Here is a 19,438-nt window from a genome sequence, read left to right as displayed (position 1 = left end):
ATGCCAGCTAACGAACAGCACGACCTCATCGAATACCTGCTGCGCCTGGGCGACACCGCCGTGGTCCAGGGCCAGCGCCTGAGCCAGTGGATCGGTCACGCGCCGGCGCTGGAAGAGGAATTGGCGCTGGCCAACGTCGGCCTCGACCTGATCGGCCAGGCGCGCAACTGGCTGGAGTACGCCGCCGAACTGCTGGACGACGGCCGCGACGCGGACCGCCTGGTGTTTCTGCGCCAAGAGCGCGAGTATCGCAACCTGCTGCTGGTGGAACAGCCCAACGGCGACTTTGCGGTGACCATGCTCAAGCAGTTTCTCTACGACGCCTGGCACTTTCAGGTGCTGCACGGCCTGAGCAGTTCTAGCGACGAACGCATTGCCGGTATCGCCGCCAAGGGCCTCAAGGAAGTCACCTACCACCTGCGCCGCTCCAGCGAGTGGGTCGAGCGCCTCGGTGACGGCACCGAGGAAAGCCATGCACGCATGCTCAAGGCGATCGAGCAGCTGTGGCGCTACAGCGTCGAACTGCTGGAAAGCCACGAGAGCGAGCAACGCCTGCGCGCCAGCGGGGTGCTGGGCAACCAGGACGACGTCGTCGCCGCCTGGCAGAGCAAGGTCGCCGACGTGTTCGCCCGCGCCACCCTGCCCGTACCGGCCGCCGCCGTGCCGTTCTACCTGAGCGCGCGCGAGGGCTTGCACACCGAGCACCTGGGCATGCTGCTGGCCGAAATGCAGTACCTGCCAAGGGCCTATCCCGATGCAACCTGGTGAGCTGATCGGCAGCGACCGCGGCGCCCGCGTGTCGCTGGGCGCCGACCTGCCGCGCGCTTGGGAGGTGCTGAGCCGGGTCATGGACCCGGAAGTGCCGGTGGTCAGTGTGGTGGAGCTGGGCATCGTCCGCGACGTGGACTGGCACGCCGGCCATCTGCGGGTGGTGGTCACCCCCACCTACTCCGGCTGCCCGGCCACTGAGGTGATCGAGGACGACATTCGCAGCGCCCTGGAAAGCGCCGGGTTCGCCGCGCCGCAGCTGCTGCGCAAGCTGACCCCGGCCTGGACCACCGACTGGATCAGCGCCAGCGGCCGCCAGCGCCTGCAGGCCTACGGCATCGCGCCGCCGGCCCACAGCACCAGCAAGCGCAGCCTGCTGGGCGAGGCGCCCGAAGTGCTCTGCCCGCAATGCGGCAGCGCCCATACCGAGCTGCTCAGCCAGTTCGGCTCCACCGCCTGCAAGGCGCTGTACCGCTGCTGCGAATGCCGTGAGCCGTTCGACTATTTCAAGTGCATCTGATGCGCTGCGGAGAACAATAAAATGAGCCGTTTTCATAGCCTGACCATCAAGCAGGTTCGCCCGGAAACCCGCGACGCGGTGTCCATCGTTTTCGACGTGCCGGCCGAACTGCGGGACGAATTTCGCTACACCCAGGGCCAGCATCTGGTGATGCGCACCCTGCTCGACGGCGAGGAGGTTCGCCGCTCGTATTCCATCTGCACCGGCGTCGCCGACAACGAACTGCGAGTGGCGATCAAGAAGGTCGCAGGCGGGCGTTTCTCGGCCTTTGCCAATGAACAACTGCAACCCGGACACCAACTGGAGGTGATGCCACCGGCCGGCGAATTCAGCACCGCGCTAGACCCGGCCCGCCATGGCAACTACCTGGCCGTGGCGGCTGGCAGCGGCATCACGCCGATCCTGTCGATCATCAAGACCACCCTGCACGCCGAGCCCCACAGCCATTTCACCTTGCTGTACGGCAACCGCTCCAGCGCCGGGGCCTTGTTTCGCGAGCAGCTGGAAGACTTGAAAAATCGCTTTTTGCAACGCCTAAACCTGATCTTCGTGTTCAGCCGCGAGCAACAAGATGTGGAGCTGTACAACGGCCGTATCAACGCCGAGAAGTGCGACCAGCTGTTCTCCCGCTGGCTGGACGTGAAAACCCTCGATGCTGCCTTTATCTGCGGCCCCCAAGAGATGACCGAAACCGTGCGCGACAGTCTCAAGGCCAAGGGCATGGACAGCCAGCGCATCCACTTCGAACTGTTTGGCGCGCTCAACGACGGCCGCAAGCGCGAGGCCCGCGAGGCGGCTCGCCAACTGGATGCGGAGGTCAGCCAGATCACCGTGATCAGCGACGGCCGCGCCTTGGCCTTCGACCTGCCGCGCAACACCGTCAGCGTGCTGGACGCCGGCAACGCCATCGGCGCCGAGCTGCCTTATTCGTGCAAGGCCGGGGTGTGCTCGACCTGCAAATGCAAGGTAATTGAAGGCGAGGTGGAAATGGACAGCAACCACGCGCTGGAGGATTACGAGGTGGCGGCGGGTTATGTGCTGTCGTGCCAAGCCTATCCGCTTAGCCAGAAAGTGGTGCTGGATTTCGATCAGGTTTGAGTCGCGCCTTGTATTGAATTTGTATTGAACTCACCGGCCTCATCGCGAGCATCGCTCGCTCCAACAGGATACGCGCGACTTTGTTGGAGCGAGCGATGCTCGCGATGAGGCCCGCACAAACAACAAAAATCTCGGAGCCACCCCCTATGTCGCCCCCTACCCTGCAATCCTTCATCGCCGGCCGCTGGATCGGTAGCCAAGGCGCCACCGTGCTGCGCAGCGCCCTCAACGGCCAGCCCCTGTCGCGCACCCATGAAGAGCCCATCGACTTCGCCGAAGCCGTCGACCATGGCCGCCGCGAGGGCAACAAGAGCCTCGGCGCCCTCGACTTCCAGCAGCGTGCTCAGCGCCTCAAGGCCCTGGCCCTGTATCTGGCCGAGCGCAAGGAACAGCTCTACGCCCTGTCCCACCACAGCGGCGCTACCCGCGCCGACAGCTGGGTCGATATCGAAGGCGGCAACGCCACACTGTTCAGCTACGCCGGCATTGGCGGCCGCGAGCTGCCGTCCGGCAATGTGGTACACGAAGGCCCGGCCATGCCGCTGGGCAAGCTCGGCCAATTCGCGGGCACCCATATTCTGGTGCCACGCGGCGGCCTGGCGGTGCACATCAACGCCTTCAACTTCCCGATCTGGGGCATGCTGGAAAAATTCGCGCCGTGCTTCCTTGCGGGCATGCCCTGCGTAGTCAAGCCGGCCACCGCCACCAGCTACCTGACCGAAGCCGTGGTGCGGCTGATGGACGAATCCGGCCTGCTGCCACCGGGCAGCCTGCAACTGGTGATCGGCAGCACCGGCGACCTGCTCGACCGCCTGCAGGGCCAGGATGTGGTGACCTTCACCGGCTCCGCCGACACCGCCGCCAAGCTGCGGGTCAACGCCAACCTGATCCGCCACAGCGTGCCCTTCACCGCCGAGGCGGACTCCCTGAACTGCGCCATCCTCGCCCCGGACGTTGCTCCGGGCGACCCGGAATTCGAGCTGTACATCAAGGAAGTGGTGCGCGAGATGACCACCAAGGCCGGGCAGAAATGCACCGCCATCCGCCGCGCCATCGTGCCCCGCCTGCACCTCGATGCGGTCGCCGAGGGCATCCGCTCACGGCTGGCCAAGGTGGTGGTCGGCGACCCCGCGCTGGAAGGCGTGCGCATGGGCGCTCTGGCCTCCCACGCGCAACAGAAAGACGTCGGCGAACGCCTGGACATGCTGTTGCAAAGCAGCGACCTGCTGTTCGGCGCCCGCGACGGTTTCGCCCCGCGCGGCGAAGGTGTCGAGGAAGGGGCGTTCTTCGCCCCGACCCTGCTGCAGGCCCGCGATCCCCATGCCGAAGGCGGCGCCCACGACATCGAAGCCTTCGGCCCGGTCAGCACCCTGATGGCTTACGACGACCTCGACGAAGCCCTCGCCCTGGCCGCCCGCGGCAAAGGCAGCCTGGTCGCCAGCCTGGTCACCCACAACCCCGCCACCGCCGCCAAGGCTGCCCCGGCCATCGCCGCGTGGCACGGCCGCCTGCTGATTCTCGACCGCGACGCCGCCGCCGAATCCACCGGCCACGGCTCGCCGCTGCCGCAACTCAAGCACGGCGGCCCCGGCCGTGCCGGCGGCGGCGAGGAACTGGGCGGCCTGCGCGCGGTGAAGCACTACCTGCAACGCGCCGCCGTGCAAGGCTCGCCGACCATGCTCAGCGCTGTGACCGGCGAGTTCGTGCGCGGCGCCAAGGTCATCGAGACCGAGGTGCACCCGTTCCGCCGCTACTTCCAGGACGTGCAGATTGGCGAATCGCTGTTGACCCACCGGCGTACCGTGACCGAGGCCGACCTGGTGAACTTCGGGTGCCTGTCGGGTGACCACTTCTACATGCACTTCGACGAAATCGCCGCGAAAAACTCCCAGTTCGGCAAGCGCATCGCCCACGGCTACTTCGTGCTGTCGGCGGCGGCCGGGCTGTTCGTCTACCCTGGCGAGGGTCCGGTGCTGGCCAACTATGGCCTCGACAACCTGCGCTTCATCAACCCGGTGGGCATCGGCGACACCATTCGCGCGCGGCTGACTTGCAAGCGCAAGATAGACCAGGGCAAGGCCAGCCCGTTGGGCGATCCGCAGGGGGTAGTGGCTTGGGACGTGGAGGTCACCAATCAGAATGACGAGGTGGTGGCCAGTTACGACATTCTGACGCTGGTGGTCAAACGCGGAGCCTGATAGGGATAGCCGTCATCCCAGCGATGGAGCTTGCGCAGATACCTGCGCACCCGCCGCTCGCTGGCGATGACTCCCATGCCATCGCTGTACGCCGACCAGAAAGCAGCCGGTGACGCCCCTGACGAGACCAAACAGCCCGTTCCCGTCAAGACGGGCGGCCAAAGCCTACACCTCGACCCTGCGTTGGTATTTTTTAGCAGCCTTGATGGATGTCTGAGTGAGGATGGTCGAAAGCCGCCGCAAGCCTGGCCGGCTAGAATACCCATAACAATTAGAAACCCATCAAGGCGTGCCTTCATGCTGAGAATAAATGACGTGCTGTTCCGCCACACATCGCAACTCTATGTAGGCTCCGTGACGCTGAGCAAGCATGACGATCTGCAGAGCCAACGGGAAAAAATGGCGAGGATTATTCTCGATCAGATGTATCACTTCGCCGGCCTTCTCGACAAAAACGGCACCATTCTGGAAATCAATCTACCCGCCTTGGCGGGCGCGGGCCAAAGGATCGAAGACCTGCGTGGGGTTCCATTCTGGGAAGCCCGCTGGTTTGCTCTGTCCAGGGACAGCCGGGCGCAGCAGCAGGAATACGTCCAACGTGTTGCAGCCGGCGAATTCATTCGCTGCGATATGGAGATTTATGGTGAGGCAAGTGGTGAAGTAACAATCACTGTCGATTACTCGCTGACCCCGGTGAGGGATAACGATGGTGAAGTTGTGTTCCTCGTGGCCGAAGGGCGAAACATCACGGAGAAGAAGCACATTGAGCTTGAGGTCAGCCGCAAGCGAGAGGAATTGGAGCAACTGGTTCGCCAGGTCCAGGAGCTGGACATGGGTAAAAGCCGATTTTTCTCCAACCTGAGCCATGAACTGCGCACTCCGCTCTCGCTCATTCTGGCGCCGCTTGACGAGCTGCTAGCTAACCCCGAAGGATTGGCCCCCCAACAGCTCACCGGCCTGGCAAGCATCCGGCGCAATGCCGTCACGCTATTGCGCCGAGTCAACGAGCTGCTTGACCTTGCCAAGCTGGATGCAAGGAAGATGACGTTAAATTATTTTCGAACCGATGTTGGCACGCTCATAGAGGACGTGACATCTCATTTCGCCGCCCACGCGGCGCTGCATAAAATCAGCTGCGTGGCGCTCGTCCCGGAGCCAATTACGGCAGAGCTAGATGCGGACAAGGTTAATCAGGTCATCTTCAACCTGCTCTCCAATGCTTTCAAAGCAACTCCCGATGGTGGGCGGATCAGCTGCAGTGCACGAAAAATGGGAGATCGACTTTTGCTGACCGTGCAGGACAGCGGCATCGGCATCGCCCACTCATTACGCGACAAAATTTTCGAGCGTTTTCAGCAGGGTGATGCCGAAGGCTCCCAATCGGGAACTGGGCTAGGGCTGGCCATCGTCAAGGAATTCGTCGAATTGCACGGAGGTATCGTTGCAGTCGCCGACTCACCGGGTTCAGGTGCTCTTTTCCAAGTGGAACTTCCCCTTTTCGCCCCCACCGAAGCCCGAGTATTGCAATCCCCGGCACCCTTCCGCTGGCGCGATCCTCAGGTGCCGGAGAGTGTCGAGTTGGCCGAAAGCGAGAATACAGGCGCCGATGTATTGGTGGTGGAGGATAACCCCGACATGCGTCAGTTGATTTCCCGTGTGCTGGGGAGCGAGTTTCATGTCAGGACGGCTAACGATGGGCATCAAGGCCTGATTGCCATGCAGCAACGCACGCCTGATCTAGTCATCACCGATCTGATGATGCCGCAGTTGAGCGGTGATCAGATGCTGCACCAGATGCGCGCCTTGCCTGCACTCGCCCAAGTGCCCGTCCTGGTTCTCTCGGCTCGTGCCGACGAGGAGCTCAGGCTATCCCTTCTGACCGATCTGGCTCAGGATTATGTCACCAAGCCTTTTTTCATCCCCGAGCTGGTCAGCCGGGTTCGCAACCTGGTCATGATGCGCAGGGCACGGGTCGCCTTGCAGAATGAACTGGAAACCCACAACGCTGACCTGGTTCAGCTCGCGAGCGAATTGATCCACGGCCGCCAGGCGCTTCAGCGAAGCCTGCAAGCCAGGCGCAAATCGGAGGCACGATGGCGAGCTATCTATGAACGCTCTGCCATCGGTATTGCCGTGGTCGATCATCAACGGCGTTTTCTTACCACCAATCCCGCTTTTTGTCAGATGCTGGGCTACACCCCGGAGGAGCTCAAAGGCGTCAGCGTTCTAGCCCTCACTCATCCTCAGGACCGCGACGTCACCGATGAGCGCCTGCAGTCACTGCTGGATGGCCACATTTGCGAATATCGCTATCAAAAAAGGTTTGTGCACAAAAACGGCCACTCGCTCTGGACTCAATCGAGCGTGTCGTTGATGCCCGCTACGGGGGACAGCCCTCCTTCGCTAATTGGTGTAGTGGAGGATATTGACCGTAGAAAAATGGCGGAGCACGCGCTTCAGGAGTCTCGGGAGGAGCTGGCCAGAGTCATGCGGGTGACGACTCTGGGCGAACTCGCTGCATCCATCACACATGAGGTCAACCAACCACTCGCAGCCATTTCAACCAACAGCAATGCCTGCCGACGCTGGCTTGAAGCAGATCCCCCCAACCATCCAGAGGCGATGAGCAGCCTGCGCAGTATCAGCCGGGATAGTTTGAGAGCTGCTCAGGTAATTGTGCGAATTCGCGAGTTTTTGAAGCGTGGAGAGCGTGATGTGCAGCCGCTGAAACTCGCTGAACTGGTGAACCAGGTGCTTGAATTCATCAGTGAGCCGCTGCGCATGCAAGACATCACGCTGCGCGTGGACGTACCGGATAGCCTTGCTTGCGTCTCAGGTGATCGGATTCAGCTGCAACAGGTCATCTTGAATTTGCTGTTGAATTCGCTTGAGTCAATGCAGAGTTGCCCAAGGCCACACAATCTCTCGCTTGTAGGGCGGCCTGCTTCGCCAGGCTCCGTCTATTTGCAAGTGGAGGATTCTGGCAAAGGGATCGTCTCCGACCAGAGAAATCAGCTGTTCGACGCCTTCTACACCACCAAGGAACAGGGGCTCGGAATGGGCCTAGCGATATGCCGGTCCATCGCCGAGGCGCACGGCGGTCTCCTCGAATGCCTGGCCGAGCCTCCCAGCGGCGTATCTACGGCTTTCCGACTGAACCTCCCCACGGGCTCTGAGGTAGCATGATGAAACCGCCAAAGCCCTGTGTATTCATCGTGGATGACGACCCTTCCATGAGGGAGGCCTTGAGTAGCCTGCTCCGTTCAGCCGGTCGATCTGTGCAAACCTTCGAGAGCGCATCGTCATTCCTTGAGTATCGCCGTCCTGACTGCCCCTGCTGCTTGATTCTGGATATGCGAATGCCCGGCATGAGCGGGCCGGAGCTGCAACAGCATCTTCTGGCCATGAGCGACCTGATCCCAATCATTTTTATCAGCGCTCATGGGGATATTCCAAGCGCGGTACGCGCAGTCAAGGCTGGTGCTCTCGAGTTCCTGCCCAAGCCCTTCCAGGAGCAGGCGTTGCTGGATGCAGTCGCCCAGGGTCTGGCAATGGACGCGCAGCGCAGAAGCAGCGATGAGTTTCACATGGGCTTGCAGGCACGGTTCGAACGCCTCACCGCCCGTGAGCATGAGGTAATGAATTTTGCCGTGAAGGGCATGCTCAACAAGCAGATAGGCGCTTTGCTGGGTATTGCCGAGGTCACCGTAAAAGTCCATCGGCACAACATTATGCAAAAAATAGAGGCGAAATCGCTGCCTGACCTGATACAACTAATTAGCGACTCAAAGATTTACCGTAGCGTAAAGTGACATCTCTCTATTCTCCTTCTTTCCCTATCCCTTCCGACTGGCTGCGCACCTGCGTGGCCTGCACATCGAGAAAATTCGTTGTAAATTGCATTTCTAAACCATGGTTTATGGTGAGGATGCCGTCGCGCCTTTAAGCTTAGGTCGTGTCCAAGCAAAACAAAAATAAGGATCTAACCATGAAAAAGCGTATTGGAATCATCGGCGCTGGCACTGCCGGCTTGCACCTAGGTCTTTTCCTCCGCCAGCACGATGTCGATGTGACGGTGTTTACCGATCGCAAACCTGAAGAATATGCCTCGATGCGGCTGCTTAATACGGTGGCGCACCATGCGGTCACGGTAAGCCGCGAGGAGGCACTCGAGGTCAACGAATGGCCTTCAGAGCAGTATGGTTACTTTGGCCACTACTACTACGTCGGCACCCCTCAGCCGATGCACTTTTATGGCGACCTGAAGGCTCCAAGCCGGGCGGTCGACTATCGGCTTTACCAGCCAATGCTGATGAATGCTTTCCTGGCTCGCGGCGGCGTTATCAAGTACGACGCGGTGTCGGCAGAGGGCTTGGAAGCGCTCTCTGAAGAATTTGATCTTCTGGTGGTTTGCACGGGCAAAGCATCACTGGGCTTTCTGTTCGACAAGCAGCTTGAAAACTCTCCTTTCGAACGTCCGCAGCGTGCGCTCTGCGTGGGACTTTTCAAGGGCATCAAAGAGGCGCCGATTCGCGCGGTTACCATGTCTTTCTCACCTGGGCATGGCGAGCTCATCGAGATTCCAACGCTGTCGTTCAACGGCATGGTGACGGCCTTGGTGATGGAAAACCACTTCGGGGCAGATCTGGAGGTGCTCTCCAACACTAAATACGATGACGATCCGAAGGCATTCATGGCACTACTGCTAGAGAAGCTTCGCAAGCATCATCCATCCGTAGCTGAACGCATTGACCCCGAAGAATTCGACCTCGCCAACGGCCCCCTGGACATCCTTCAAGGGGGTGTCGTACCGGCTTTTCGCAATGGCAGCATCCAGTTGAAGAACGGCAAAACCGTTATCGGCTTGGGAGACGTGCAAGCGACCGTTGACCCGGTTCTTGGCCAAGGCGCCAACGTGGCGTCACACGCAGCCTGGATTTTGGGAGAGGAAATTGTCGCTCAATCAGTGTATGACCAACGGTTCTGCGAGCATCTGGAGCGCCGGCGCACCGACCGCGTGCTGTGCGCTACGCGATGGACGAACTTTATGCTCACCAGCCTTTCACAAGTCCCGCAGGAGTTTGTGGACTTCCTCATTATCCTGAGCCAAAGCCGCGAAATGGCGGATGAGTTCACCGACAACTTCAACTACCCCGAACAGCAATGGGACTACTTCTCGAGCGCGCAACGGCTCGGCAGTTGGTGCGCACGGCACGCCCCTAAGGTAGCCGCCTGAAGTTTCGGCCGCCGACTGCACAAGCGGTCGGCATTACACAGCTCACTCGGATGAATATCTATGTCAGTCGCCCTTAGTTCACTCCCTGCTACGGATGCGAAGTGCTTCCGCCAATCGATCTCGCTCTTTGCAACCGGGATCGCCGTCATCAGCGCGCAAGCTGACGATGGACAGGTACACGGCATGACCGTGAACAGCTTTACCTCGATCAGCCTGGATCCTCCCACTGTCATGGTTTCGCTCAAGCCTGGACGCATGCTGGATCTAATCACCCAATGCGGCCGGTACGGCGTCAGTATCCTGGCTGAGCATCAGCAGGCTTCATCAGCCTACTTCAGCAAGAGAGTGCTTGAGGATAGCGTCTTACCCGCGTTTAGTGTGCGCAACGAACTGCCCACGCTGGAGGGAGCACTGGCATGGTTTGAATGTGAGGTTGAAGACACATTGGTGGTGCACGATCACACGCTGTTGATTTCACGCGTCATGGCGTGCGACCTGATCAGCCACGAAGCCCCTCAACCTTTGTTGTTCTTCGCCAGCCGTTACCACCGCAATCCCTCCCCGCTAGGATGACAACCTGATCCATCCGCGCCCCCCAATAACAAGAAACTACGACTCGCGTTGCCAGCACTCGTAATCGAGTCGTGCAAAGGAGATCGATTATGCTCAGTACGTTTTCTCGCAAGATGGCCGGCCACGGCATTTTGATGATTTTCTGCACACTGCTATTCGGCGTCGGCCTATGGATGCACTTGGTAGGCGGCTTTGAAATCATCCCTGGCTACATCATTCAATTTCATATCCCAGGGTCTCCTGAGGGCTGGGCTAAAGCCCACGCAGGCCCCGCGTTGAACGGGATGATGGTGATCGCTGTTGCATTTGTACTGCCCAGCCTGGGATTTGCAGAAAAAACCGCACGTTTGTTGGGATGGACAATCGTGCTAGACGGCTGGTCAAACGTCTGCTTCTACTTCTTTTCCAACCTCTCGCCCAACCGCGGCCTGACGTTTGGCGCCAATCACTTCGGGCCTGGCGATATTTTCAGCGTTATCGCCCTAGCACCGGCATACCTCTTTGGCGTACTTGCCCTCGCCGCACTTTTTGTGATCGGTTACCAAGCCCTTAAAACTCCCCAGACAGCCAAGACGATCGGCCGCGCCGTGGCCGAATGATGAGGTATTGCCATGAACTAGATGGTGCTCGCTTACTAATCAAGGAGGGCCACGCCGTGGCCCTACTCTTTATCGTGCTGATGATCCACCGCCTAGCCAAATAACAATAACAACAATGAACGAGACAAGAAGATGAACAATAAATCGCTTGTTTGTGCAGCTAGCTGCCTGCCGTTAGCAGTGCTGTGCAATTACGCTGCTGCCACCGACGTATTGCGTATGGAGGGCTTCGGCCCTGTATCCCGGGCCATGGGTGGCACTGCCATGAGTTATGACGTCGGGAACGCCGGCATGATGAGCAACCCGGCGACTCTCTCACTGCAAAGCGCTGGAAGCCACTTCAGCATTGGCGCTGACGTGGTCACCACCGACATCAAGACACGTAATCAGGATACGGGCGAGACCGCCAATAGCCATGATAAGTCCAATAATCGCGGCCCCTACTACGCGCCCGAGCTTTCTTACAGCTACCGCGCTGATCGCTGGGCAGTAGGCATCGGAGCATTCGCTCAAGGCGGGCTAGGCACTGAGTACGGCAAGGACAGCTTTCTGTCCAACGGCGTCAGCGGCGCGCCTACCGGTCTCGACAACAGCAGCCGGCTCCTTGTATTGAACATACCACTGGCATTCAGTTTTGATATCAACGATCAACTCACGGTCGGCGCAAGCGTAGATGCCATGTGGATGGGCATGAACATCAACATGATGTTTGGCGCAAACCAAGTCGGTTCGCTGATAGGCAGTGGCCGCTCCACTGGTAGCCTCGTACCCGTGATAGGCAGCCTGCCTGCCCTGGACGGGGCCCATATAGGCTTCAGTAAAGATCAGCCTTTGGCCAGCGGCGCCGACGCTTGGGGAATCGGTGGGCGTATTGGGCTGTTGTGGAAAGCCACAGAAACCACGCACGTAGGGGTTGCCTACAACTTCAAAAGCCAAATGGCCGATCTCAAGGGCAACGCCACTGTCACTGCGGTGGATCGAATCGCAGGTCAGATCCCGATCAACGGAAAGATCGAAGTTCGCGATTTCCAGATGCCGGCGTCGCTAAGCATCGGCGTCAGCCACGCGATAACTGATCGCTGGCTTGTCACAGCCGATGTATCGCGCGTCTTTTGGAGAGACGCCATGAAGGATATCAAGGTCAACTTTGTCGATTCTCAGGGACAAGACCTGAATCTGCAGTTCCCACAGACCTACAGGGATCAAACGATTGGAGCCTTGGGTACCAGCTACCGAATCGGCAATTGGACGTTGCGTGCAGGCTATAGACAAGGGACGAAGGCTGCACAGGGCTCGCAGTTGTTCGCGACCTTGCCAGTGACGCCCACCAAACATATCACCACAGGTTTTTCATACCAGGTGAGCGCCTCCAGCCGTGTTGATTTTGCCTATGATCATGCCCTCCAGGAAACGACTTATAACAGCGTTTTACCCAACACAGCCGTACCGATCAAAAACACGCACTCCCAGGACAATTTTGTATTGGGCTACACCTATGATTTCTAGTAACGCGGGGGCATGCACCGGCCAATTGTCTTGTTTCCCTGGCCTATTGGCCCCCACGCTCTCAGGGAATATTACACAACCTGACACATCCACCGAGGCCTGCCTCGAAGGCGGCTACCCTCTACTCACGGTTGGGTAGAGCAACCCCACTCGCTCAGAAGACCTGGAGAAAAGCTTCCAATGCTGGAGTTCGGTTATCCGGGTGATACGCCAGAGCCAACTCAATCGTCGGCGACTGCCCGCTCAAGGGGACGGAGACCACGCCAGCAGGATAGAGTCGCTGCGCATACTCCGGCAGCAAGGTAACGCCTCCCATCGAACTGATGAGCGAAAGCGCCATCATGAGATTTTCTGCCTCATAGCTAGAGGCCAAGGAAACCTGTGCTGTTTCGAAATATCCATCCACGAGCTCCCTCAAGATTGGAGCATGCTGATGGGCGACGGTGATGAAGTGCTGTAGAGCCAGTTCCTGTGCGGTCACGGCGCCCAACGATGCAAAGGGGTGGTCGGCAGGCACGGCCGCAGCGAGCCGCTCGTGGTGCAAGCTTTTCAGGTTAAGGCCTTCGCAGTCTGGCGAGGGGCGGACGAAAGCGGCATCAATCTCACGATTATGGAGCGCCTTGATCAATTCGGGCGATGACATGTTGTGCATGGTCAGGGTGACCGAGTTGAGGTCACTGTTGAGCGCCTTCATAACGCGTACCAGCAACTCCATCTCGACGCCGAAGAGAAACCCCAATGCCAGCGATCCGGCTTGCACTCGTGCCGTTTGCCGAGCTCGGGCCACTGCCCGATCGGCCTGCGAAAGCACCAGCCGTGCTTCGTCAAGAAATACAAGCCCGGCGGGCGTCAGGGACATCTGACGGGTGCTACGTTCGAAGAGTGTTACACCTAGGTAGGTTTCGAGGTCCTTTATTTGACGACTAAGCGAGGGCTGGACAGTGTGCAGTCGCACTGCGGCCTGAGTAAAGCTGCCTGCCTCAGCAACACTGACGAAGTAGCGCAGATGACGAAGCTCCATGTTATACCTATACCTTGAAAGCATGAATCAAGGTAAACAAAATATTGGATGATGTCCACCATGCGGGACTAATGTGATCAGGCAAACAAGCACACAATACCTGAATCACATAGCGGCTACGCTATTAGGAGGATATCTAAATGCAGTCACCCCATTCCATTGCGGTGGTTGGAACCGGTGTCATCGGTGCTAGTTGGGCGTCGTACTTTCTGGCTCAGGGCTATGACGTAGTGGCAACAGACCCCGCGCCAAATGCCGAATCGCGCCTGCGTGAGCAGGTAGCAAACAACTGGCCCGCCCTTGAGCGCATCGGACTGGCACCCGATGCCTCAAAAGCACGCCTGCACTTTGAGAGTGATTTGGCCAAGGCCGTAAAAGGCGCGACCTTCATTCAGGAGAACGGACCGGAGCGCGTGGATATAAAGCGTGATCTGTTTGCCCAGATTGACGCGGCGGCACCAACCGATACGCTGATAGCCACCAGCTCCTCCGGCATCCTGATCAGTGAAGTACAAGATGCAGCCAAGCATCCAGAACGCATTCTGCTAGGTCACCCGTTCAACCCGCCTCACCTCATTCCTCTGGTCGAAGTCGTCGGCGGCAAACTGACCTCACCGGACGCCATCCGGCGCGCTTTGGATTTTTATACTTCGATAGGCAAAAAACCGATTCATATCCGGCGTGAAGTACCCGGGCACATTGCTAACCGCTTGCAGGCAGCACTGTGGCGTGAAGCCTTTTATCTCGTAGAGCAAGGCGTCGCCTCAGTCAGCGATATCGACACCGCTATCGCCCATGGGCCAGGCCTGCGCTGGGCGCTCCTTGGCCCATTCATGAACCTGCACCTTTCGGGCGGTGCCGGTGGGATCGCCCATGTACTGGAGCATCTGGGCCCCCCCATCGAGAGCTGGTGGAAAGACTTGGGCGAGCTTGGACTTTCGCCGTCGCTTAACAAGCTGTTCGCTCAAGGCGTAGATGAAGAGCTTCAGGGCAGTTCAGTCACGGACGTCAATGTGCAACGCGACGACGTACTTATCCAGCTGCTGAATTTGAAGCAGAACGCACCGCTATTGCCTTGAAGGGGGGCATTTGCCATGTCATTTTTGAAAGAGAATATTCGTTCTGCCCTCACCACGCCCATGCGCAGCGATGATGTACTTGACCCGCTGCATGAGCTCGCCAAGGTATTGAAAAGCGTCGGTCTCAGTATCGAGTCAGCAGGTGGCAAAGTCGCCTTTTCGGGCAAAGACCCGATCATTAAAAGCCCCCTCCCCTTGGCAACCATGGCAGGTGTAGGGCTGATGGCCAAAGCTGTGGCAATCGCTGATCTCTGGCGCACCCGCACAGGCGAAGGCCAAGACCTGTCAGTCGACTTGGGACAAGTGCTTCACCGACTTTGCCCTTTTTACGACAAGAAATGGGAATTGCTCAACGGCTACGCGCCTGGCGTGCCATCTGATCCCGGCAACCCATTCATGCCCAGCCACATGTACAAGACCCGCGATGGGCGCTGGATGCAGCTGATGAACATTTACCCGCGGTCGAAATCTTCTGCGCTATCCTTCCTAGGCTGCTGCGACAGCCCGCAGGCGATCGCTGAGCAAGTGCGAAAATGGGATGCGCGTGACCTGGAGGAAGCCGCTAACAGTGCAGGCCTGCAGGCCACGATGGTTCGTACAGTTGAGGAATTTCTCGAATGTGAGCAATTCCCCTACCTGGAAGCACTGCCCCTGATCGAAATCGAAAAGATCGCCGACTGCGATCCCATTCCTTTCACGGCTGATCCAAAAACGCCGTTGGACGGGATTCGGGCCCTCGGGCTTGGCCATGTCATCGCCGGATCAGGTCTTGGTCGCGCCCTCGCGTACCACGGCGCCGATGTGCTCAACGTCTGGCGCCCCCTGGATTTTGAAATGGATCTCGTCTACTACACCGCGAACGTAGGCATGCGCTCCTGCACTTTGGACATCGGCCAGGCCGATGCCATGGCAAAGTTTCGCGAGCTGCTGAAGGGGGCGGACGTCTTCTTCTCGAATCGGCGCCCGGGGTATCTCGATAAGCTCAACCTCTCAGCCCATGCCATGGCCCAGATCAAGCCAGGCATCATTCATGTCGACATGTCGCTATACGGGCACGAAGGCCCCTGGGCGAATCGAGTCGGGTTTGATCAAAATGCTGGCGGCGTCAGTGGCGTCTTCGCTCTTGAAGGCACTCCTGAAAATCCTAAGCTGACAGAAATCTTTGTCGTCAATGACTACGTCATGTCCTGGCTGGCAACCGTCGGCACTGCAATCGCGTTGAAGCGTCGCGCCACAGAAGGCGGCAGCTATCGAGTCAGGGTTTCCCTGGCCAGGCTATCGATCTGGCTTCTGGAAATGGGGATCTTCGACAAGGATTACGCCTACGAAGTTGCGGGCACGGAGGGTGACCATGCCTACCGCGCCCCAGAGCTGTTCAGCGCCCAGACACCCTGTGGTTTCTATCAAGGTGTCACTGACCAGGTGCAGATGTCGGCGACACCCGGTCACTACGAAATCCCCCTCGTGCCGCGCGGCTCAAGCGCCCCGCAATGGCTCGATCGTTAATTGGAGAACGTTGCATGATTAAGTCACTAGGAGAGAAGTTGATGGGCGCGTGGGAGTTGGTTTCCTATGTTGAGAAACCACTGGACGGCTCCCCAGACTCCTACCCGCTAGGAAATGCACCCAAGGGGCTTATCCTCTACACCCACGATGGCTTCATGTCCGCGCAGCTGATGCTGCCTGAAAGACAAAACTTTGCATCCGGGGATTGGTTCAATGGCTCCCCGGAGGAATACCAGGCCGAAGCGTCAACCTACATCGCCTATTCCGGCCCCTATGAAGTTGATGAAAGTGCTCAGACGCTAACCCATTCCATGACGGTTTCCCTGTTCCCCAACTGGACGGGCCAGACCCAGCCCCGTGTAGTAGAAACAGATGGTGAAGTACTGAAACTCAGCACCGCTACCCCTATCAACTCCAAAGGAAAAGTCGTCATGTCGTACCTGACGTGGCACCGCGCGAAACATAAACGCAACTGACCTGTACGTGCTCACCGAGCTATTGCTCGGTGAGCACCTGACCAACGACCTAAGGCCGCTGTTTCGAATGTTCCTGAGCACGTCATCTACGTTCAGGACGATGAGCTCCGATCGCACTCATCGCGCCGGACATCAACGAACGTTGCCTAGCGACGAGCCTTCAAGGCCGGCCAACAACTTCGTCGAGTCAGGGATGACCATTTCGAACCGTGACTCCACGGTCGTGTAATCAAAATAGCCCATTCGCGCCAACGGCCGCAGTGCGACCACGTCGACCTTGCCATCTGCCGTCAACGCTGCGTCGGCAATGTGCACGCCAACCACCTTGCCGAACACTACATCTACCGTGCCCATGGGGCCGTTGCCGGGCAGCCGAACGGTTTGCAGGTATTGGCATTCGAACTGAATGGGAGACGCCGCCACCCGAGACGCTGCTACGCATCGCCCTGGGGATTTGTGCAGGCCAGCATGCAAAAATTCGTCAACGCCGAAGGGAAGTTCCTGCGCCGACACGTTGACCGCTTCTCTGAGCGCCCAGGTAGCCATGTTCCAGATGAACACCCCAGTCTGCTCCGCGTTGATCACGCTATCCTTGCGGTGGCCGTCGGTAGTCTGATTCGAAGAGAACATGACCATTGCCGGATCAAAGCTAACGTTGGTGAACTGGCTGTAGGGGGCCAGGTTATCGACCCCCTTAGCGCTGCGTGTTGAAATCCAACCAATTGGGCGCGGTACGACGCAGGACTTGAAGGGGTCGAAAGGTAAACCGTGAGGGGTAATACCAGGTTCATAGAACATAGGCGGCACCTTAGATCCAGAAAAGTGATTCACACGAAAGCATCGGCATAGAAACGCTCACTGTCCAACCCGCGCTCCTTGACGTACTCAGCCCGCGCCGAGTCCACGACGATTGGCGCACCACAGGCATACACTTCGAAATCACGCAGGCTGCTGAACTCCTTCATGACCTGCTTGTGCACGAACCCGATCGCGCCATCCCACGCGCACTCGGGACCCGGGTCGGAAAGCACGGGTGTGTAGCGCAACCAGGTCAACTCTTTTTCCAACGCTAGAAGCTCGGCATGGCGGTACAGGTCAGCACGCTTGCGCCCTCCCCAGTAAAGATAAACCGGGCGGCGGTTGTCCTGCTGCTGCAACTGCTCCAACAACGCTTGGATCGGGGCAAACCCGGTACCGCTGGCCAGGAACACCATTGGACGATCCGTGTTCCTGAGGAAAAAGCCGCCGAAAGGCCCTTCCAGGCGCAGTAACTCCTTAGGCTTAAGGGCATTGAACACGTGCCCACTGAATACCCCGTTGGGCATGTGCCGGACATGCCACTCAAGCTGATTATCGTGCAGGACGCTGGTAGCCATGGAGTAGCTGCGCCGCTCGCCATTCTTCAGGAGCACCTGGACGTACTGCCCCGGTAAATAGTTGAAGCTATGTTGAGGCGGTAGCATCAGCCGCAAGATAGCAACATCATTACTGACCTTCTCGATGCTCGCGACACGCCCCGCCGTCTGCTGAACCGAGATTCCCCGAATTTCAGTAACCTCCGGTGCATCAATGACCAACTCAGAGCAAGCGGTGGCACAGCAGAATAATGCCAAACCTTGTTCTCGCTCTGCCAGCGAGAGAACTTCCAGAGGGCTCTCACCGTGATCAACCTCACCGCTGACCACTCTCCCCTTGCAACTGCCGCAAGTACCTTCACGGCAGCTGTGTTTGAGGATCAGTCCCTGGGCCAATGCGCCATCCAAAATGGTCTGGCCTGGCGCCGCGCCATAGGACTGTCCCGACGGCTGGATCGAAACGTGGAAACTCATACCGCGCCTCCACGACCTGCTGCCAGCAAGTCCAATGCGACGTCGACAATCATGTCTTCCTGGCCACCGACCATGCGCCGTTTGCCCAGCTCCACCAGAATGTCGACCGTTTTCAGCCCGTACCTGGCAGCCGCCATTTCTGCATGCCGCAGGAAACTCGAGTAGACGCCTGCATAACCCAGCGCAAGGCTTTCGCGATCGACCCGTACCGGGCGATCCTGCAACGGCCGAACGATGTCATCAGCGGCATCCATCAAGGTGTAAAGGTCGGTGCCGTGGTTCCAGCCTAGACGATCGGCCGCAGCAATGAATACCTCCAGAGGTGCATTTCCTGCACCTGCCCCCATCCCTGCGAGGCTTGCGTCAATGCGATCGCACCCTTCCTCAACGGCAGTGATGGAGTTCGCCACCCCCAGGCTCAGGTTGTGATGGGCGTGCATACCTGTCTCGGTTTCAGGCTTGAGCACCGCCTTGAAGGCTCGAAATCTGTCACGCACATCTTGCATGTTCATGGCGCCGCCGGAGTCAGCCATGTACACACACGTGGCGCCGTAGCTCTCCATGAGCCCGGCCTGCGCCGCCAACTGCTCGGCAGGGATCATGTGACTCATCATCAGAAAGCCCACAGTGTCCATACCTAGTTCGCGTGCGAATTCAATGTGCTGCTTCGAGACATCCGCTTCGGTGCAATGGGTCGCGATCCGAACCACTCGGGCTCCAGCGTTGTAGGCAGCCTTGAGGTCATGCACCGTGCCGATTCCGGGCAACAGCAAGGTCGTGATTTTGGCATGGCTGATGACGTCAGCCGCCGCCTCTATCCACTCAAGGTCGGTGTGTGCCGCAAAGCCGTAGTTGAAGCTTGAGCCTTGCAGGCCATCACCGTGCGCAACTTCAATCGAATCCACACGGGCTTTGTCGAGTGCTCGGGCGATGTCCTGGACATTGCGCAGCGAGTACTGATGACGGACGGCATGGCTACCATCGCGCAGCGTCACGTCACTGATGTAGAGCTTTTTGTTTGGGTTCATG

Annotated in this window: 17 protein-coding genes; 13 read left to right on the top strand and 4 right to left on the bottom strand. The window is 58.8% G+C overall.

Annotation, left to right across the window (positions count from 1 at the left end; translation table 11 throughout):
• From paaC to V6607_RS11660, 10 genes are all read left to right on the top strand, one after another.
• The gene (paaC, locus tag V6607_RS11705) at positions 1-768 is read left to right on the top strand and encodes a 1,2-phenylacetyl-CoA epoxidase subunit PaaC (protein WP_338743914.1); all 768 of its coding nucleotides are present in this window, start codon (positions 1-3) and stop codon (positions 766-768) included.
• Entirely contained in the window at positions 755-1,288 is a 534-nt protein-coding gene (gene paaD, locus V6607_RS11700) for a 1,2-phenylacetyl-CoA epoxidase subunit PaaD (RefSeq protein WP_338743913.1), read from the top strand. Before paaC ends, paaD begins: the two co-directional genes overlap by 14 nt.
• Positions 1,289-1,309: 21 nt before the next feature.
• Positions 1,310-2,386 carry a 1,2-phenylacetyl-CoA epoxidase subunit PaaE gene (paaE, locus tag V6607_RS11695; RefSeq protein ID WP_338743912.1) on the top strand — a complete coding sequence of 359 codons (1,077 nt, stop codon included), beginning with the start codon at positions 1,310-1,312 and terminating at the stop codon, positions 2,384-2,386.
• A 146-nt stretch (positions 2,387-2,532) separates the two neighbouring features.
• Positions 2,533-4,584: a phenylacetic acid degradation bifunctional protein PaaZ gene (gene paaZ, locus V6607_RS11690; RefSeq protein ID WP_338743911.1), complete on the top strand. Its 2,052-nt coding sequence runs from the start codon at positions 2,533-2,535 to the stop codon at positions 4,582-4,584.
• Positions 4,585-4,881: 297 nt separating this feature from the next.
• Complete coding sequence (locus tag V6607_RS11685) at positions 4,882-7,770, top strand: ATP-binding protein (RefSeq protein WP_338743910.1); 2,889 nt, start codon at positions 4,882-4,884, stop codon at positions 7,768-7,770.
• Complete coding sequence (locus tag V6607_RS11680; RefSeq protein ID WP_338743909.1) at positions 7,767-8,396, top strand: response regulator; 630 nt, start codon at positions 7,767-7,769, stop codon at positions 8,394-8,396. Before V6607_RS11685 ends, V6607_RS11680 begins: the two co-directional genes overlap by 4 nt.
• Positions 8,397-8,572: 176 nt before the next feature.
• Positions 8,573-9,820: a styrene monooxygenase subunit StyA gene (styA, locus tag V6607_RS11675; RefSeq protein WP_338743908.1), complete on the top strand. Its 1,248-nt coding sequence runs from the start codon at positions 8,573-8,575 to the stop codon at positions 9,818-9,820.
• Positions 9,821-9,880: 60 nt separating this feature from the next.
• A complete protein-coding gene (styB, locus tag V6607_RS11670; protein WP_338743907.1) occupies positions 9,881-10,393 on the top strand; it encodes a styrene monooxygenase NADH-dependent flavin reductase subunit StyB in 513 nt (170 codons plus the stop codon).
• 89 nt (positions 10,394-10,482) lie between these two features.
• A complete protein-coding gene (gene styC, locus V6607_RS11665) occupies positions 10,483-10,992 on the top strand; it encodes a styrene-oxide isomerase StyC (protein WP_338743906.1) in 510 nt (169 codons plus the stop codon).
• A 132-nt stretch (positions 10,993-11,124) separates the two neighbouring features.
• Entirely contained in the window at positions 11,125-12,498 is a 1,374-nt protein-coding gene (locus V6607_RS11660; protein ID WP_338743905.1) for an outer membrane protein transport protein, read from the top strand.
• A 154-nt stretch (positions 12,499-12,652) separates the two neighbouring features.
• Here V6607_RS11660 and V6607_RS11655 read toward each other — a convergent pair whose 3' ends face one another.
• Positions 12,653-13,519: a LysR substrate-binding domain-containing protein gene (locus V6607_RS11655; protein WP_338743903.1), complete on the bottom strand. Its 867-nt coding sequence runs from the start codon at positions 13,517-13,519 to the stop codon at positions 12,653-12,655.
• A gap of 140 nt (positions 13,520-13,659) precedes the next feature.
• Here V6607_RS11655 and V6607_RS11650 point away from each other — a divergent pair, with 140 nt between their 5' ends.
• From V6607_RS11650 to V6607_RS11640, 3 genes are read left to right on the top strand one after another with little or no spacing between them, the layout of a single operon-like run.
• Complete coding sequence (locus tag V6607_RS11650; RefSeq protein ID WP_338743901.1) at positions 13,660-14,598, top strand: 3-hydroxyacyl-CoA dehydrogenase NAD-binding domain-containing protein; 939 nt, start codon at positions 13,660-13,662, stop codon at positions 14,596-14,598.
• A gap of 15 nt (positions 14,599-14,613) precedes the next feature.
• Positions 14,614-16,104: a CoA transferase gene (locus V6607_RS11645; RefSeq protein ID WP_338743899.1), complete on the top strand. Its 1,491-nt coding sequence runs from the start codon at positions 14,614-14,616 to the stop codon at positions 16,102-16,104.
• A gap of 14 nt (positions 16,105-16,118) precedes the next feature.
• Positions 16,119-16,580 (top strand): lipocalin-like domain-containing protein, encoded by a 462-nt coding sequence (locus V6607_RS11640; RefSeq protein WP_338743898.1) that lies wholly within the window; start codon positions 16,119-16,121, stop codon positions 16,578-16,580.
• Between the two features lie 132 nt (positions 16,581-16,712).
• Here the strand turns inward: V6607_RS11640 and V6607_RS11635 are convergent, their stop codons facing one another.
• Genes V6607_RS11635 through dmpG form a run of 3 tightly spaced genes read right to left on the bottom strand, consistent with a single transcriptional unit; the run spans position 16,713 to position 19,437 of the window.
• Positions 16,713-17,378, bottom strand: coding sequence for a flavin reductase family protein (locus V6607_RS11635; protein WP_338743897.1), 666 nt, complete (start codon positions 17,376-17,378; stop codon positions 16,713-16,715).
• A 29-nt stretch (positions 17,379-17,407) separates the two neighbouring features.
• The gene (locus V6607_RS11630) at positions 17,408-18,409 is read right to left on the bottom strand and encodes a CDP-6-deoxy-delta-3,4-glucoseen reductase (RefSeq protein WP_338743896.1); all 1,002 of its coding nucleotides are present in this window, start codon (positions 18,407-18,409) and stop codon (positions 17,408-17,410) included.
• Positions 18,406-19,437, bottom strand: a complete 1,032-nt coding sequence (gene dmpG, locus V6607_RS11625; protein WP_338743895.1) for a 4-hydroxy-2-oxovalerate aldolase — start codon at positions 19,435-19,437, stop codon at positions 18,406-18,408. The genes V6607_RS11630 and dmpG overlap by 4 nt, the downstream gene beginning before the upstream one ends.
• Between the last annotated feature and the right edge of the window lies 1 nt (position 19,438).

The organism is Pseudomonas sp. KK18 (assembly GCF_037094675.1).
In the GTDB taxonomy this organism is placed as follows: Bacteria; Pseudomonadota; Gammaproteobacteria; order Pseudomonadales; family Pseudomonadaceae; genus Aquipseudomonas.
The sequence above is the reverse complement of the archived record's forward strand: the minus strand, read 5'-3'. Positions and strand labels throughout refer to the sequence as shown.